This is a genomic window from Cryobacterium sp. 10S3 (assembly GCF_034344045.1).
Taxonomy (GTDB): Bacteria; Actinomycetota; Actinomycetes; order Actinomycetales; family Microbacteriaceae; genus Cryobacterium; species Cryobacterium glucosi.
This window is the reverse complement of the sequence record NZ_CP133773.1, coordinates 3,707,187-3,723,922: the sequence shown is the minus strand read 5'-3', so window position 1 is coordinate 3,723,922 and position 16,736 is coordinate 3,707,187. Positions and strand designations below refer to the sequence as shown.

At 69.5% G+C, this 16,736-nt stretch carries 15 protein-coding genes; 7 read left to right on the top strand and 8 right to left on the bottom strand.

What is annotated here, in order from left to right:
• Positions 1-14: 14 nt before the first annotated feature.
• Together RHM57_RS17240 and RHM57_RS17235 are read right to left on the bottom strand one after the other, a co-directional pair.
• The gene (locus tag RHM57_RS17240; RefSeq protein ID WP_241985123.1) at positions 15-1,022 is read right to left on the bottom strand and encodes an acyl-CoA thioesterase; all 1,008 of its coding nucleotides are present in this window, start codon (positions 1,020-1,022) and stop codon (positions 15-17) included.
• Positions 1,023-1,139: 117 nt separating this feature from the next.
• Positions 1,140-1,631, bottom strand: a complete 492-nt coding sequence (locus tag RHM57_RS17235) for a heme-degrading domain-containing protein (RefSeq protein ID WP_134449238.1) — start codon at positions 1,629-1,631, stop codon at positions 1,140-1,142.
• A gap of 146 nt (positions 1,632-1,777) precedes the next feature.
• Between RHM57_RS17235 and RHM57_RS17230 the strand changes: the two genes are divergently transcribed.
• Complete coding sequence (locus RHM57_RS17230; RefSeq protein WP_134449237.1) at positions 1,778-1,996, top strand: three-helix bundle dimerization domain-containing protein; 219 nt, start codon at positions 1,778-1,780, stop codon at positions 1,994-1,996.
• A gap of 7 nt (positions 1,997-2,003) precedes the next feature.
• On the opposite strand, the gene RHM57_RS17225 is transcribed toward RHM57_RS17230, so the two are convergent.
• Entirely contained in the window at positions 2,004-2,717 is a 714-nt protein-coding gene (locus RHM57_RS17225; protein WP_134449236.1) for an IclR family transcriptional regulator, read from the bottom strand.
• Entirely contained in the window at positions 2,714-4,237 is a 1,524-nt protein-coding gene (locus RHM57_RS17220; protein ID WP_134562086.1) for an APC family permease, read from the bottom strand. The genes RHM57_RS17225 and RHM57_RS17220 overlap by 4 nt, the downstream gene beginning before the upstream one ends.
• Before the next feature lie 274 nt (positions 4,238-4,511).
• On the opposite strand from RHM57_RS17220, the gene RHM57_RS17215 reads away from it, so the two are divergent.
• Genes RHM57_RS17215 through RHM57_RS17205 form a run of 3 tightly spaced genes read left to right on the top strand, consistent with a single transcriptional unit; the run spans position 4,512 to position 8,679 of the window.
• A complete protein-coding gene (locus RHM57_RS17215; RefSeq protein ID WP_134449234.1) occupies positions 4,512-5,996 on the top strand; it encodes an APC family permease in 1,485 nt (494 codons plus the stop codon).
• A 58-nt stretch (positions 5,997-6,054) separates the two neighbouring features.
• Positions 6,055-8,118, top strand: a complete 2,064-nt coding sequence (locus tag RHM57_RS17210; protein WP_134449233.1) for a primary-amine oxidase — start codon at positions 6,055-6,057, stop codon at positions 8,116-8,118.
• Positions 8,119-8,136: 18 nt separating this feature from the next.
• Positions 8,137-8,679 carry a hypothetical protein gene (locus RHM57_RS17205; RefSeq protein ID WP_322188922.1) on the top strand — a complete coding sequence of 181 codons (543 nt, stop codon included), beginning with the start codon at positions 8,137-8,139 and terminating at the stop codon, positions 8,677-8,679.
• Positions 8,680-8,706: 27 nt separating this feature from the next.
• Here RHM57_RS17205 and RHM57_RS17200 read toward each other — a convergent pair whose 3' ends face one another.
• Entirely contained in the window at positions 8,707-9,234 is a 528-nt protein-coding gene (locus RHM57_RS17200) for a universal stress protein (protein WP_134562088.1), read from the bottom strand.
• 121 nt (positions 9,235-9,355) lie between these two features.
• On the opposite strand from RHM57_RS17200, the gene RHM57_RS17195 reads away from it, so the two are divergent.
• Both RHM57_RS17195 and RHM57_RS17190 read left to right on the top strand, forming a co-directional pair.
• Positions 9,356-10,645: a bifunctional glycosyltransferase family 2/GtrA family protein gene (locus tag RHM57_RS17195; protein WP_134560496.1), complete on the top strand. Its 1,290-nt coding sequence runs from the start codon at positions 9,356-9,358 to the stop codon at positions 10,643-10,645.
• Positions 10,642-12,789 carry a glycosyltransferase family 39 protein gene (locus RHM57_RS17190; RefSeq protein WP_322188920.1) on the top strand — a complete coding sequence of 716 codons (2,148 nt, stop codon included), beginning with the start codon at positions 10,642-10,644 and terminating at the stop codon, positions 12,787-12,789. Before RHM57_RS17195 ends, RHM57_RS17190 begins: the two co-directional genes overlap by 4 nt.
• A gap of 221 nt (positions 12,790-13,010) precedes the next feature.
• Here the strand turns inward: RHM57_RS17190 and RHM57_RS17185 are convergent, their stop codons facing one another.
• The 3 genes from RHM57_RS17185 to RHM57_RS17175 form a co-directional block, all read right to left on the bottom strand.
• Positions 13,011-13,679, bottom strand: a complete 669-nt coding sequence (locus RHM57_RS17185) for an HAD hydrolase-like protein (protein ID WP_241975487.1) — start codon at positions 13,677-13,679, stop codon at positions 13,011-13,013.
• Between the two features lie 144 nt (positions 13,680-13,823).
• On the bottom strand, positions 13,824-14,519 hold the full coding sequence (gene nucS, locus RHM57_RS17180) for an endonuclease NucS (protein ID WP_134449228.1): 696 nt from the start codon (positions 14,517-14,519) through the stop codon (positions 13,824-13,826).
• Between the two features lie 44 nt (positions 14,520-14,563).
• Entirely contained in the window at positions 14,564-15,814 is a 1,251-nt protein-coding gene (locus RHM57_RS17175; protein ID WP_322141065.1) for an MFS transporter, read from the bottom strand.
• Between the two features lie 110 nt (positions 15,815-15,924).
• On the opposite strand from RHM57_RS17175, the gene RHM57_RS17170 reads away from it, so the two are divergent.
• Complete coding sequence (locus RHM57_RS17170; RefSeq protein ID WP_134449226.1) at positions 15,925-16,731, top strand: IclR family transcriptional regulator; 807 nt, start codon at positions 15,925-15,927, stop codon at positions 16,729-16,731.
• Positions 16,732-16,736: the final 5 nt, after the last annotated feature.

Here is a 16,736-nt window from a genome sequence, read left to right as displayed (position 1 = left end):
AGAAGCCGGCGGGGTCAGGGCTGTCGCATCAACTCGACGGGTACCGGCGCTAGTTGGGCACGCAGTGTGATCAGGTCACGAGCGTGGGCATCAAGCCGCAGATCCTCGTCGGTGTCGAGGGGCAACGGGGCGACCGCACGCGAGTGGCCATCCGAATCGAGTGTGACGAAGATGCTCATGCACTGCGTGGTGAGCTTGAGGTCCTCCGGCGTGCGCGGGCTGCCGGATCGCACCCGGATGCTGATGTGCATGCTGCTCGGCCCGGTGTGGATCAGCCGTGCATCCACTTCGACGATGTGGCCGATGTGGATCGGCCGGTAGAAGTGGATGCCGCCGGAGTAGACGGCGACAGCCGACTCCGAGCTCCAGCTCGCCGCACAGGCGAATGCGGCCTCGTCGATCCAGCGCATCACCGTGCCACCGTGGGCGTTCCCGCCCCAGTTCGCGGCGGACGGAGCGGCCAGGAAGCGGAAGACCGTACGCGGAGTGGTGCCGACCCCGGTGTATTCCTGGGATCGCATAGTGTTCTGGATGGTGCGGCGCAAGGCGAGCCGGGCCTTGGCGTTCTCCTCGAGTTCACGATCGGCTGCTGAGGTCGCGACCCATTCCGGCACCGGAATGGGCTTCCCGTCTTCGTCGATCGCCACGAAGACGAGGATGCAATGCGTGGCCGGGGTGAACGTACGTTCGCGCACGTTCGCGGTGTCGACGGCGACGAGCACGTGCATGCTCGTGCGCCCGGTGTGGATCACACGTGCGCGGACCTCCACGAGGCTGCCAGGTGGGATCGGGCGGGTGAAGTGCACGTTGCCGACATAGGCCGTCACCGTGTCCGACGCGCTCCAACCGACCGCGCAGGCGTATGCGGCCTTGTCGATCCACTCGAGCACACTGCCTGCCGCGACAGTGATGCCGTCGGCGGCGGTGTCCTGCGGCACGGCCATGAACCGCAGGGTGATCCGGTCCCTGGAATCAGTGGCGGAGGCCGAGGCATCCTCGGTGTGTTCAGGGCTGCGAATCACGGGCACTCCAGGGGCTCGGCGTCGGGCTTTCAGCCAGAATCCCACAACCGCCGAGGAAGCGGAACCCGAGTGTTCGGATACTGACCGTCTGCCGGTGCGGCGAGCCGTGACCGGGTATCAGCCGCGTGTGACCAGGTGTGCCCTGAGCGCCTCGACGACGAGGTCGTGATCGAGCTGCTGGGCGAGACCGGAGACCCCGACGACGCCCATGAGCGCCCCGCGCACCCGCAGCGGAAAGGCGCCGCCGTGCGCGGCGTGCGTTCGCGGGTCAAGCCGGGAGGAGGTGTCGAAGTCGCGGCCCGCCGCGCGGAAACGGGTGCCGACGGCGAGCGAGGAGCTCGCAAACCGTCGCACGACCCGGAACTTGTTCTCGAGCCAGCCGTCGTTGTCCGCGCATGCTCCCGGCAGGGACGCGTGGAAGACCCGCTGGTCCCCGAACATGATCGCGATCGCGATCGGATGGTCCCGTTCGAGTCCGAGTTCCACGAGCAGGGAACCCACCGCCCAGGCGTCCGCGAAACCGAAGGAATCGAACTGGATGCTGCGCTCCTGCTCGAGGAGGAAGTCCAGCAGGCGTTCCTCCGCGGACTGTGTTGGTGCATCGGTCATCTCGAACCTTCCCAGGAAGTGCGGCAGGCGCCGCCCCGGACAGTCTTTCACTTCGGGTCTCCGTACGGGATGGTTCCTGAGCGTGGCGCGGCACGGAGTCGTCCTCCGCGTTTGACCCTGCCGGTCAGCAGGCAGAGACTGAAGGGGTGAATCGAAAAGAGGAAGACCGCGCGGTCGAGCAGATCATTGTGCGACTGGAAAAGAAGTTTCCCAACGAACCGCCGACGAGTATTGAGAAGACCGTGCACGAGCAGCAGCTCGCTCTCGCCCGGAACCCGCTGCGGGACTACATCCCCGTGCTGATCGAGCACGCGGTCAAGGACCGGTTGCGCCGGGCCGCACTGCACCTGCCCGCCGCGGCCTGAACCACCCTCAGGCGAGCAGGGGCGCGAGTTCCCGTGCGCCCATCCTGAGCAGGGCGAGGAATTCCGCAGGGTCGCCGATCCGTGCAGCAGGGGCCGACAGGCAGAGCCCAGCGACGAGCGTTCCCTCCCGGTTCCGGATCGGGATCGCGAGACAGCCGTTCCCCGGCGCCCACGGGCTCGGGAAGTACGCGTAGCCGTCGGTCCGGACCGTCGCGAGCTGCCCGGCCAGGTCCGGGTCCTCGCCGAGTACCCACGACTCGGCCCCTCGACGTTCTGCGAGCAGCAGCCGGCCCATCGCGCTCGTCTCGAGCGCCCGCGCGCTCCTGACGGACACGCTCGGCGGGTAGTCGGGGTCCGGATCGATCACCCGGACCCCGTCGCTGTCGTAACGCACGAGGTGGATGCCGCCACGGATGCGGGAGCGCAGCCGGTCGACGACCTCGCGCACAGCCTCCGGTGGCTGGGCGGGCGCGACCAGGCGGGCGAGTTCGACGACCTTGCGGCCGAGGGCGAACCCGCGCAGGTCCGGCATCCGCACGAGGTACTCGTCCTGGACCAGCAGGTTGAGCAGCCGGTACGCTGTCGCCTTCGGCAGCCCGAGGCTGTCCGAGATCTCCCGCGCCGTGACCCCCGACCCGCAGCGGGCCACCTCCTCGAGCACCGTCAGGGCGCTCTGGATGGCCTTCGGCTGGCGGGCACCGAGGTGCGCGGCGCCCGTCACGGGCCGGCCCGGCCCGATTCCCGCGCCGCGGCATCCGCCGGGCCCGGCCCGCCGAGGACGTCGCCGGTCACGGGCACGTCATAGACCCCGATGGTGTCCCGAAGCCAGGGGCGCCTCCGCAATCGCAGGCCGCACCAGGCGAGGCCGAGCGCCATCACGCCGAGGAAGACCCAGACCCCGAGCGCCCTGGCCGAGCCGCTCTCGACGGCGAGGTAGGTGACGAGCACGGCGCCCAGCAGCACGGCGGCGAGCACCGCGAACAACACCGGCCAGAAGGTGGCCTCGCCGATCCGCCGGAGGAACACGGGCGCGGCGACGCAGACGAGCAGGTACGCGGTCATGTAGCCGCCAGCGGCCCCGACGATGAGCACCTCCATGGTCTGCCAGATGCTGCCGGACAGCGCGATCGTCGTGAGCAGCACCGCCGTGATCACCGTCATCGCGACGAGTGCAGCGCCGAACGGCGTGCGATAGCGCGGGTGGGTGCGCCCGAACCTGCTCGGCAGCAGGCCCTCCCGGCCCATCGAGAAGAGCACCCGCACGAGCGCGGTCGTCGACGCGATCGCACAGGCCAGGAACGAGGTCGCGATGCTGACGTCGAGGAGCAGGCCGACCGCGTCGATCCCGTATGCGGCGGCGAGATCGTTGACCGGGGACGCGCTCGCCGCGATCGTGCCACCGAGGGCGGAGAACCCGACGAGCTGGCTGAACGAGGCGAGCAGGTAGAGCATCCCCGACCCGAGCACGGTGAACACGATCGCCCGCGGGATGCTCGCGTACGGGCGTTTCGCCTCGACACCGAGTGTTGAGGCGCTCTCAAAGCCGACGAAGGCCGTGAGGGCGAGGGCGGACCCGACCGCGAAGTTGGCGGGGTCGATTCCGCCCGGCGCGAGCTGCGACCAGTCGAGCACCGGCCAGAGCCGCACGAGCAGCGCGACAACGAGCACGACGATGATGAGCACCGAGACCGCCTCGACGAGCAGGGTGATCCTGGTCGAGAGACGGATGCCGCGGGCCAGCACGAGCAGGCACAGTGCCGCCATGACGACGATCAGCAGGCCCGCGACGAGGACGGATCCGGTGAGCGCCGGCCAGAACCTGCCGACCACGATCGTGAGGTAGTACCCGGCGCCGCCGAGCGCGAACATCGAAATGAATCCGTAGCCGACGAGCAGGCCGACGCCGGCGACGAACGCCGCCATCGTGCCGAGCCCGCGGGAGACGAAGGTGTAGATCGACCCGGCAGCGGCGATGCGCCGGGTGAACTGGTTGATCGTCGTCGCGACGAGGAACGCGAGCAGCATCGCGGTCGCGAGCGACCACACCGTCGCGCCGCCGGCGACGACGGCGACGAGGAGTGGGATCGTGGTCGCGGCGGCGGATGGGGCGACGGCGGACACGGACTGCGCGAGCACGTCGAGGAATCCCACGCTGCGCCGGTCGAGGCCATCGACGGGCGAGCGGGTTCCGATGCCGTCGACCGGCTGCGGATCGTTGATGGCCCTGGCCAGTGCGGTCATCGGTCCGGCCTCGTTCTTTCTCGTTCACAAGCTCACGGTCGGGGGCGGCGGTGCGGAGCCTCAGGCTAACCATCCGGCGTTGCGGCCGCGCTTCGGGAGTGTTTCGGTCGCGTGACCGCCGAGTGGGACAACGGGCGGCCCGTGTCTCATTCGGGCCGCCCGGACGTTTACCCCGGCGAGACCGGTCGGCAACAGGGGTCCGACAGGCTGGCCGCAGACCTTCCGCACCGCCTCCCCGACTTTCCCTGACGAACCCGCTCGAGCTGGAGATGACATGACCCTCACGAAAGATCCAACGGCATCCGTTGGCACACTGCCCGCCGAACGTTCCCTGACCGGTTCCCTCGGCGTCACGTCGATCGTGCTGATGGTCGTGGCCGCCGCAGCGCCGCTCACCGTCATCGGCGGCTCGGCTCCGCTCGGCATCCTGCTCGGCAACGGGGTCGGATTCCCCTCGATGTTCGCCATCGCGGCGATCGTCCTGCTCTTCTTCTCCGTCGGCCTCGCCGCGATGACCAAGCACGTGCCGAAGCCCGGCGCGTTCTTCACCTTCGTGAACTACGGGCTCGGCAAGCCGGCCGGCCTCGCGACGGCCTTCCTCGCGCTTCTCACATACACGACCATCCAGGTCTCGGTATACGGGTACGTCGGCTACATCCTGAGCGTCACGCTCACGGGCCTCGGCGCACCTGACCTGCCCTGGTACCTCTACTCGCTCGCGGCCGTCGCCCTCGTCGGGTTCCTCGGCTACCGGCACATCGACCTGAGCTCGAAGGTGCTCGGTGTGCTCCTGCTCGGCGAGGTCGGCGTCGTGCTCGCGCTCGTCGTCGCGGTGGTCGTCAACGGCGGCCCGGAGGGCCTCTCGATGGCGCCCTTCGAACCGAACAACGTGCTCACCGGCTCCCCGGCGATCGGCCTGATGTTCGCGATCGCCGCCTTCATCGGCTTCGAGTCCACCGCGATCTTCCGTGACGAGGCGAAGGACCCCGGCCGCACCATCCCGCGGGCCACCTACGTCGCCGTGATCGGCATCGGCGTCTTCTACACGCTCGCGTCCTGGGCGCTCGTGATGGCATGGGGACCGAGCGGCGTCGTCGCCCAGGCCGCGGAGAACCCGGGCGCGATGATCCTGATCACGACCCTCGCCTACCTCGGACCGATCGGGCAGGTCGTGATGAACGTGCTGCTCATCACGAGCATGTTCGCGTGCGTGCTGTCCTTCCACAACGTGATCACCCGCTACCAGCACTCGATGTCCAACGCCCGGGTCCTTCCCGACTTCCTCGGCCGGGTGCACACGAAGCACTCCGCACCCCACCTGTCCTCGATCGTGCAGACCGCGACAGCCGCGATCCTGACGATCCTGTTCGCCGCGCTCGGCCTCGACCCGGTGCTCCAGGTCTTCACCTGGTTCTCCGGCGTCGCGACCCTCGCGATCGCCGTCCTGATGGCCGTCACGAGCGTCGCGGTCGTCGTCTACTTCGCCCGCACCAGGAAGGACAGGCGGCTCTGGAACACGGTGATCGCCCCGGTGCTCGGCCTCCTCGGACTGCTCGGCGCCGCGGTGCTCATCGCCACGAACTTCCCCTTCCTCGTCGGTGACGTCGACGCGGACGGAGCCCCCGTGTTCGGCGTCGTGAGCGCGGTCCTGCTCGGCCTCGTCGTGCTCTTCCCGCTCGGCGGACTCGTGCAGGCGCTCATCCTCAAGCGCACCAACCGGGTCGCATACGACCAGATCACGGATGCCATCGGCGGGTGACCCGCTGACCCCGCCCGCAGCATCCGCTCACCTCTCACCACCCTTCGACTGGAGAACCATGACCATCACCGATCTCGACACCCCGCACGGCCACCACGAACACGGCGGCCACGATCACGACCACGGCCAGCACGACGCCGGGACCGTGCCGAGCCACCCGGTCGGCAGCCTCACCGCCGCAGAGTTCGAGACCGTGCGCGACGTCGTCACGGCGGGCGCCGACTGGAACGCGACCACCCGCTTCGCCTATGTCGGGCTGTGGGAACCGCACAAGCGTGAGGTCCTCGCCTGGCAGGACGGCACCGGGCCGCTTCCCGACCGGCAGGCCCGGGTGATGCTTCTCGACATGGAGACCGGCCGGTCGACGGATAACATCGTCTCCATCCCCGGTCGCGCGGTGCTCACGACGAGCGTGCTCGACGGGTCGGCCGGCCAGCTGCCCGTGCTGCTCGCCGAGTTCGACGCGATCGCCGGGATCGTCGCCGAGGACCCGCGCTGGGTCGCCGCACTCGCCGCGCGGGGCACCACGATCGAAGAGGTCGTTGTCGTGCCGCTCTCTGCCGGGCACTACGACTACCCGGAAGAGGTCGGCCGCCGGATCGTCCGGGTGCTCGCGTTCCGCCAGGACTACCCGGAGGACCACCCCTGGGCGCACCCGGTCGATGGGCTCTCCGCCTACGTCGACACCGCCTCCCGCACCATCACGCGCCTCATCGACGTCGGCACCCTCGACATCCCGGCGGAGAGCGGCAACTTCGACGACCCGGCCGTGCAGGGCGCCCCGCTCACGACCCTCAAGCCGATCGTGATCTCCCAGCCGGAAGGACCGAGCTTCACGGTCGACGGCGAGTGGGTGAGCTGGGCGAACTGGAAGTTCCAGGTCGGCTTCGATACCCGCGAGGGCCTCGTGCTGCGCCAGCTCTCCTTCACGGACGCGGGGGAGGAGCGCCCGGTCATCTACCGGGCCTCGATCAACGAGATGCTCGTGCCATACGGGGACCCGTCCCCGGTGCGGTTCTGGCAGAACTATTTCGATACCGGAGAGTACCTCTTCGGCCGGTTCACCAACTCCCTCGCGCTCGGCTGCGACTGCGTCGGCGAGATCAAGTACTTCGACGCCGTCCTCGCCGACGAACTCGGCAACCCGTTCACGATCAAGAACGGCATCTGCATGCACGAGGAGGACGTCGGAACGCTCTGGAAGCACGGCGACATGTTCACCGGCTCCAACGAGGTGCGCCGGCAGCGGCGACTCGTGATCAGTTTCTTCACCACCGTCGGCAACTACGACTACGGGTTCTACTGGTACCTGTCGCTCGACGGCACCATCGAGTGCGAGGCCAAGCTCACCGGCATCCTCTTCACATCGGCATACCCGGGGATCGGGGAGCCTATCGGAGAGACCGCGATCGAGGGAGACTACGCGTATGCCAGCGAGGTCGCTCCCGGGCTCGGCGCCCCGTACCACCAGCACCTCTTCAGCGCGCGGCTCGACATGATGGTCGACGGGCTGTCCAACGCCGTCGACGAGATCGACGGCGTGCGCTTGCCGATGGGGCCGGGCAACCCGCACGGCAACGCCTTCACCAAGAAGACGACCCGGCTCACGAGTGAGGCGGGCTCCGGGCGGGTCGCCGACGCATCCGTCGCCAGGGCCTGGCACATCGTCAACACCGAGAAGACCAACCGGCTCGGGCGCCCGACCGGCTATGTTCTGCAGCCGGAGCAGTCTCCGACGCTGATGGCCGACCCGGGGTCTTCGATCGCGAAGCGCGCCGAGTTCGCAACGAAGCACCTCTTCGTGACCCAGTACGACCCGGCGGAGCAGTTCGCGGCCGGTGACTTCGTGCACCAGAACCCGGGCGGGGACGGCATCACGAAGTACATCGCGGGCGACAGGTCGATCGACGGCGAGGACATCGTGCTCTGGCACACCTTCGGGCCGACGCACTTCCCCCGGATCGAGGACTGGCCGGTGATGCCGGTCGACTACGCGAAGTTCACGCTCAAGCCATACGGCTTCTTCGGTGCGAACCCCGCGATGAACGTGCCGGCAAACGAACCGGTGTCGCACTGCTCGCACGGCCACGACGGCGCGGCGCACGAGCACACGCACCACTAGGACGAGAGGAGAGCGCTGGTGACCTGGGCACTGCACGGAATCATGATCGGCGGCGCGTCGCTCAACCTCTGCTGCGTGCTCGGCAGCCGGCGCTCCCGGTCGGGCCTCGCGGTCGTCTCCACCCTCGTGATGCTCGCGGCGATGACGGATTCCGCCTCCGGTGTCTTCGGCCTCGGGCCCTTGCCGTGGGCGGCGATCCTGATCGCCTGGGGACTGACCTGTTCGGCGCTGCTCCGCCGCCGTACCGCCACGGGCGCGCCTCAGAATGCGACACCTCACGGAGGTGCGGGGCAGACGATGCTGCTGCACCACCCGCTCGGCCTCGTGGTCACCGCCGGCCAGCTGATGGCTCACACGGTGATGTCCCCGGGCGGCGCCGCCGCGGCGGGGCACACCCACTCGGATTCGCTCCTGCTGCCCCTGGTCTGCGTGGCAGGCGGGGCGTTCGTGGTGTGGTCCCTCGTGCTGCTCGTGACCGAGAGCCGCACCCGGCTCGAACGCGGCAACCTCCTCGGGATGTCGGCCATGACGGCGGCGATGGCCGTGATGCCCTTCGCCTGAGCCGCTACGCAGGACTCCCGGTGGGAATCAGGCGGGCTCCCACGGCAGGCGCTGTTCGAAGGGGACCGGCGCGAGCGGGATCATCACGACCGGCCGGTGCTGGCGATGCGCGAGGCGCACCGCGATCGAACCGCTGAAGAAGGCCTGAAGTCCCGCTCGGACGCTCGACTCCCGGGTACCCACGACGATCATGGCGGCGCCGAGGGTGTCGGCGAGTGTGCCGATCGCGAGGGCGGGGTCCCCGGCGAGTGCCCGGGTGCTCCACGCGACCGGGCGGCCTTCGAGCGCAGCCGTGAGCCGTGCGGCGAGCCGGGGAGGAAGAGCCTCGTCGGCGAGGTCCACGACATCGGGATCGAAGGAGAGCGAGGTCACGCTGCCGTCCGGGTGTTCCTCGATCACGTAGCGTCCGGTGTCGACCCACGCGCAGACGAGCTCCGCACCGAAGTGCTCCGCGAAGACGGCGGCCTGCTGCACGACGGCATCCGGCTGGCCGGTGTCGACCCCGACGACGATCCTCGCGGTCTGCCGGCGATCATTCGGCTGTGCGGTGGTCACGGGGCCTCCTTCGACCCCACCCTAGCCCTGTCGGGCAGCACAGGCACCTCACAGGTCTTCCTTTCCGCACTCATAACGCGGCCAGTGCTCTGGCATAGGCTCTGGGCGGAGAGTGGCCACCATGACCCGATCAGCAGCTCTCGCCCTCGACGTCGTCGTGCCCGTGTACAACGAACAGCAGACCCTCGCGCGCAGCATCCGTGTGCTGCACGCGTACCTGACCGACCAGTTCGAGGAACCCTGGCGCATCACCATTGCGAACAACGCCAGCACCGACAACACCGCCGCGATCGCCGACTCGCTCACGGCCGAACTGCCGGGCGTCCACGCCGTGCACCTCGTCGAGAAGGGCAGGGGCCGGGCGCTCAAGCGGGTCTGGCTCGCCTCGCCCGCCGCAGTCGTCGCATACGTCGACGTGGACCTCTCCACCGACCTCCGTGCGCTCCCGCCGCTCGTCGCCCCGCTGCTCTCCGGCCACTCCGATGTCGCCATCGGCAGCCGGCTGTCGCGCGGGTCCCGCGTCACCCGCGGCGGCAAGCGCGAGTTCATCTCCCGAAGCTACAATGCCCTCGTCCGCACGACGATGGGCGTCGAATTCAGCGACGCCCAGTGCGGCTTCAAGGCGATGCGCCGTGACGTCGCCCAGCGGGTGCTCCCCCTCGTGGAGGACAACGGCTGGTTCTTCGACACCGAGATGCTCATCATCGCCGAGCGCGCCGGGCTCCGGATCCACGAGGTGCCCGTCGACTGGATCGACGACCCCGACAGCCGGGTCGACGTCGTCGGTACCGCCGCCGACGACCTCAAGGGCCTGGTCCGGGTGGCGCACTCGCTCGTCACCGGCAGGATCCCCGTCGACGAGATCTACGCCGAGCTCGGCCGACCGCCGTTCGAACCGCCGACCCCGCCGACCTTCCTCGGCCAGGTGCTGCGCTTCGGCGTGATCGGCGTGCTGTCGACCATCGCGTTCGCGCTGCTCTACCTCGTGCTCCAGTACGTGATGCCGGCCCAGCTGGCCAATTTCCTGTCCCTGCTCATCACCGCGATCGCGAACACCTGGGCCAACCGACGCCTCACCTTCGGCGTGCGCGGGCGGCGAGGCGCGGTCAAGCACCAGGCGCAGGGCCTTGTGATCTTCGGCCTGGCCTGGCTCGTGACGAGCGGATCCCTCCTCGTGCTGCACCTTGTCCGAGCGGATGCCGGGCCCCAGGCCGAGATCATCGTGCTCACGGCGGCCAATCTCCTCGCGACCGTGATGCGGTTCGTGCTGCTGCGGCTCTGGGTCTTCCGGAGCCAGCGGACGCCGGCCCCGACCAGGACGGAACCACGCACCTCCCGCGACGAAGTGACCTCCCGCGACGAGCCCTCCCGGAGGGACGCTCCCGCCAGACAGGAAGTGACCAGTTCATGACGACCCAGGTTTCCCCGCGCCCCTCCGTCTCTCCGCTCGACGCCCGCTTCGGCGCCCGCTTCGTGACCAGCCTCGCGGCCCTGCCGCGCACCCTCGTGCGGGGCAGGGCCGGCTCCGCGCGCTGGGAACGGCCGGCCCTGCTGGGTCTCCTGCTCGCGACAGCGGTGCTCTACATCTGGGACCTCGGCGCGAGCGGCTGGGCCAACTCGTTCTACTCCGCCGCTGTGCAGGCCGGCTCGGTCGACTGGACCGCGTTCTTCTACGGGTCCTCCGACGCCGCCAACGCGATCACCGTCGACAAGCCGCCGGCGAGCCTGTGGCTGATGGCCCTCTCGGTGCGCCTGTTCGGACTCAGTTCGTGGAGCATCCTCGTGCCGGAGGCCCTGATGGGCGTCGCATCGGTCGCCGTGCTCTTCGCCACCGTGCGCCGCCGCTTCTCGGCAGGCACCGCCCTGCTCGCCGGCGCCGTGCTTGCCGTGACCCCCGTCGCCGCGCTGATGTTCCGGTTCAACAATCCGGATGCCCTGCTCGTTCTCCTCCTCAGCCTCGCCACCTACTTCACCCTGCGCGGCATCGAGACCGGTGCCCTGAAATGGGTGCTCTGGGCGGGAGCGATGGTGGGCTTCGGATTCCTGACCAAGCAGCTGCAGGCATTCCTGATCCTGCCTCCGCTCGCGGGGGTCTACCTGTACGCGGCGCCGCACCGGTTCCGCACCCGCCTCTGGCACTCGTTCGCGGCCCTCGGCGCCGTGATCGTCTCGGCAGGCTGGTGGGTCGCCATCGTCGAACTCGTCCCGGCGAACTGGCGTCCGTACATCGGTGGCTCGCAGACGAACAGCTTCCTCGAGCTGACGTTCGGGTACAACGGATTCGGCCGGCTCACCGGGAGCGAGACCGGGAGCGTCACGGGAGGCGCCGGCGGCACGGGTGCGTTGACGGGCGGCATGTGGGGTGAGACCGGGATCTTCCGGCTCTTCCTCGGCGAATTCGGCGGCCAGATCACCTGGCTGTTGCCCGCCGCGCTGGTGTTGTGCGTCGCGGCGCTCGTCGTGCTCCGCCGCGCCCCGCGGATCTCGCTCCGCCGGGCCACCCTTCTCCTCTTCGCCGGGTACCTGATCCTGACCGCGCTGGCCTTCAGCTTCATGGCCGGGATCTTCCACGCCTATTACACGGTCGCCCTCGCGCCCGCGCTCGCCGGAACTTTCGCGATCGGTGCGAGCCTCGTCTGGATGAAACGCACGGCGCTCTGGGCCCGGATCACGGCGGCCGTCGCGATGCTCGCGACGAGCGCCTGGGCGTGGGTGCTGCTCGACCGCGCCACCGACTGGCTGCCGTGGCTGAAGTTCGTCGTCGCCGCGCTCGGCCTGGTCGCCGCCGGACTGCTGATGGCGCCGCCGCGGGCGGCCTGGCTCAGGAGGCTGCCGGGGAAGTGGTGGGGCAGGGCCACGGTCGCGATCGCCCTCACCGGCGCACTGCTGGCACCCGTTGCCTACACGCTCGAGACCGTGTCGACGGCCCACACCGGGTCGATCGTCACGGCCGGCCCGACCGTTTCCGGCGGCATGGGCGGGATGGGCGGCGGTGGAATGCCCGGCGGCCGGGCCGGGTTCCCCGGCGGCAACGCCGGCGGATTCGCCGGGGGCGGCACTCCGCCGGCTGGCCCGACTGTCGGGAACGGCACCGTCCCGAACGGCACCGTCCCGAACGGCACCGTCCCGAACGGCACGACAGGGACGCTGCCGACCGGAGGGCGCCCCGGCGGTGCCGGAGGATTCATGGGATCAGCGAGCGTCAGTGCAAGCCTCGCCGCGCTGCTCTCTGTGGATTCCGGCAGCTACACCTGGGTCGCCGCGGCGATCGGGTCGGACTCGGCCGCCGGCTACCAGCTCGCGACCCAACTGCCGGTGATGGCGATCGGCGGCTTCAACGGGAGCGACCCCGCCCCCACCCTCGCCGAGTTCCAGGCCGATGTGGCAGCGGGGAAGATCCACTACTTCATCAGTGGAACGACCGGCCAGGCCAACGGCGGATCGAGTGCCTCGAGCGAGATCGCCGCCTGGGTCGCGGAGAACTTCACCGCCCAGACCGTCGACAGCGTCACGCTCTACGACCTGTCTGCGGGTGCAACGGCGGCGAGCTCGTAGCGGGCGGACGGGCGAACGCCCGCAGCTACGGAAGGGACCGGGCCGCTGCAGTGGGTCCCGTCAGCGCCACGGCTCCACTCCAGGGATGATCTGCTGCATCCGTGGCTGAGTCGTATTCATGGCGACAGGGTCGCAGGGACCACCGACATTCGGTCGGAGAACACGATCGCTGCGGATGCCGGAGCGGAGCGTCGGGCGCGCGCCGCGGCATCCGCTGCGGGTCAGCCGAGGAGGAGCTTGGCGAGCTGGTCGACGGAGTAGACGGTCGCGGTCGCTGCGGCGGCCTCTGCGGGAGAGCCGTAGCCCCACTCGACGAGGATCGTCGGCACACCGTGGGCTGCGGCGCCCTCCGCGTCGTAGCTGCGGTCGCCGACCATGACGGGGGTGCTGAGGCTCGTGCCGACGGCGGCGAGGCGGTTCAGGGCCTCTTCGACGATGTCGGCCTTGGCGCTGCGGGTCTCCGCGTCACTCGCCCCGACGATGACCGTGAAGAACCGGGCCAGGTCGAAGTGCTCGAGGATCGTGATCGCGGCGTGCTCCGGCTTGCTCGTGGCGAGGGCGAGGGGGATTCCGGCCTCGTGCACGCGCTGGAGCAGGCCGGCGACGCCCGGGTAGACGGCGGTGTCGAGCATGGCTTCGCCGTGATAGTCGGCGCGGTAGACCGCGACGGCCTCAGTGGCCTCCTCTGCCGTCATGCCGGCGTACTCACGGAAGGCGGCGAAGAGGGGCGGGCCGACATAGGCGAGCAACTCGGCGTCGGTCGGAACCGGTCGGCCGAGAAGGGCGAAGGTCCGGGCGAGGGAGTTGGTGATGGCCGGGGCGGAATCGGTGATGGTTCCGTCGAGGTCAAAAAGTATTGCACTCCAGGTGCGAGTCAAAGTCGAATTCACTCGCTAATCCTAGAGGCCAGAGGCCCGATTTCCCACGAAATGGGTAATTTTCTCCTTTATGCCGGAATCCGATGGGCTGCTACTCCTGCCTTCATGAGAGCGCTCCCTCGAAAGAAAACGCCCGTCAGGGCCCTCCCGGGCAGGTCAGAACAGGCGGGATTGCGTGTCGTCGAGGCCGCGCATCGCGTCGTAGTCGAGCACGAGGCAGCGGATGCCGCGATCCTCTGCGAGCATCCGGGCCTGCGGCTTGATGACCTGTGCGGCGAAAACCCCGGCCACCGGGGCCAGGTGCGGGTCGCGGTTCATCAGCTCGAGGTACCTGGTGAGCTGCTCGACCCCGTCGATGTCGCCGCGGCGCTTGAGCTCGACCGCGACCGAGTGGCCGGCGGCGTCCCTGGCGAGGATGTCGACAGGGCCGATCGCTGTCATGTACTCGCGGCGGACGAGGGTGTGGCCGTCCCCGAGAAGATGGATGTGCTCGGCCAGCAGCTTCTGCAGGTGCGCCTCGACGCCGTCCTTGATCAGGCCGGGGTCGATGCCGAGTTCGTGGGCGGAGTCGTGCAGGACCTCGTGGATGCTGACGATGAGCTGGTCTGCGGTCTTCGCGTGGGTGACGGTCCAGACCTGGGTGATGCCGGCATCCGTCTGTTCGTCATCGGGGACCTGCTCGACGAGGGAGCACGGCGGGCTCATCCAGTTGAGCGGCTTGTAGGAGCCGCCGTCGGAGTGCACGAGCACGCTGCCGTCCGACTTGAGCAGGAGGAGGCGGGTGGCGAGCGGCAGGTGTGCGTTCAGCCTTCCGGCATAGTCGACGGAGCAGTTGGCAATTACGAGGCGCACGCATCGAGCTTAACCGGTCTGAAGCAACCGCTCGACAGGAGGGGTCAGCGGCGGTGGCGCTCGCGGGCGGCCGGAGCGGCGAGGCCGGCGAGGGCCATCAGGGCGACGATGAGGTACAGGGCGTTCAGGATGCCCCAGTTCTGGCCGAGAAGGCCGAGAACGGGCGGCCCGACGAGGAAGGCGAAGTAGCCGATCATGGCGACGGCGCTGACCCGGGCCGCGGAATTCCTCGTGTCGTCCGCGGCGGCCGACATGCCAACAGGGAAGCCGAGTGAGGCTCCGACGCCCCACAGCACGGTGCCCGCGTAGAGTGCAAAGTCGTTCGGCGCGAGGATGAACAGGAGCAGCCCGAGCACCCCGATGACGGCGCAGGCCCGCAGCACGGGAACACGGCCGAACCGGTCGATCACCGGCCCGCCGATCACCCGGCCGACGGTCATCGCTGCGACGAACACGCCGAAGACGATCGCGCCGGCGGTATTGCTGAAACCGTGGCCGTCGACGGAAGCGAGCGCGATCCAGTCGTTCGCCGAGCCCTCCGCGAACGTCATCCCGAGCACGATCGCACCGATCAACAGGACGCCCGGGTCTGCCCACACCGACAGGCTCGCTCGCAGCCGGCTGCGCCAGGTGCTGGCCGGCTCGCCAGGCGCACTCGTCTCGGCAGCGTTCTCGAGCTCAGGAATGGACCGAACGGCCAGGACCGCGATCAGGAACACGAGCACCGCAATCGCCGTCAGGTGCCAGAACACCGAGACGGAGAGTGCGGATGCCGCGGCACCGAGCAGCGCCCCGACGACGGTTCCGAGGCTGAAGCAGGCGTGCATCAGCGGCATCAACGTCTTGCGAATCGCCCGTTCGGCCGCAGCGCCCTCGACGTTCATCATCACGTCGAGAGAACCCATCCCGAGGCCGACGGCGGCAAGGCCCGCGAAGACGACCGGGGCGGATCCGAGCAGGGTCGCGCCGGCGCCGACCACGACCAGTCCGATCGAGGACGTCGCGACGCTGATCGTCATGGCCCGGGGGGCGCCGAAACGGGCGAGGAGCCGCACCGCGACGACCAGGCCGAGCACAGAGCCTGCCGAGAGGCCGAAGATGAGCACGCCGACGAGCGCGGTGTCGAGCCGCAGGCTGTCGCGAACCGCGGGGATGCGTGCGACCCAGCTGGCGAGGCCGAGTCCGCTGATGAAGAAGACCGCGAAGACGGCGTTGCGCCAGGCGAGGGTGCCACGGCCGTTCGGTGATCCGGGGCTCGGAGCGGACGCATCCGTCGGTTCGGAGGGCGCGGTCATGGTCGTTTCCTTAACAGGCTCGGTCGGGGGGTATCCCGTCAACGCTATCCGATCTCCGGCGACGTACGATGGGGCTGGAGTCGAGCGCAGCGGGGCGCGAGGGGGGAATTGTGGCAGGACGCACCACCTCACCGGGGCAGACGGTGACCTCGCGCGTGCTCAGCATCCTGGCCGTCTTCGAGTCCAGCCCCTCCGCGCGGACCCTCTCCGAGATCTGCACCGAGAGCGGCCTTCCCCAGAGCACCGTGCACCGCCTGCTCGGCGAGCTGGAGGAATGGGGCGCCGTGCAGCGGGATGCCCGCGGCCGGTACCAGATCGGCCTCCGGCTCTGGGAACTCGGCCAGCATGCCGGACGGCAGCTGCGCGACGTCGTGCGCCCGTACCTGCAGGACCTGTTCGGCCTCACGCAGGAGACCGCCCACTTCGCCATCCGCGACGGCGCGGACGTGCTCTACATCGACCGGGTCTACGGGAGCAGGAGAGTCCCGCAGGCCTCCCGGGTGGGCGGGCGGCTGCCGATGCACGCGACCGCTGTCGGCCGGGCGATCCTCGCCTTCGAGGCGGGCTGGGTGCGTGACGCCGTGCTCGGCGCGGCGCTCGTGCAGCGCACCCCGTTCACCAAGGCCGACCCGGAGCAGCTCCGCCGGGAACTCGACAAGGTACGCGGCCAGGGCTTCGCCGTCGCCTCAGAGGAGGTGCGGCTCGGATCGTGCTCGCTCGCCGTCCCGGTGTTCCAGGCCGACGGAAGTATCTTCGGCGGACTCGGGATCGTGCTGCCCACCTCGCGGGCGCACCAGCTCGAACGCAACCTGCCCATCCTGCTCGGCACGGCCGAGCGCATCCAGGCGGGGATCGCGCACCTGCCGAAGGCTGCCCTGCAACCGTCGGCGCGTGCCCGCAAACCGCAGCAGTCCTGAACCGG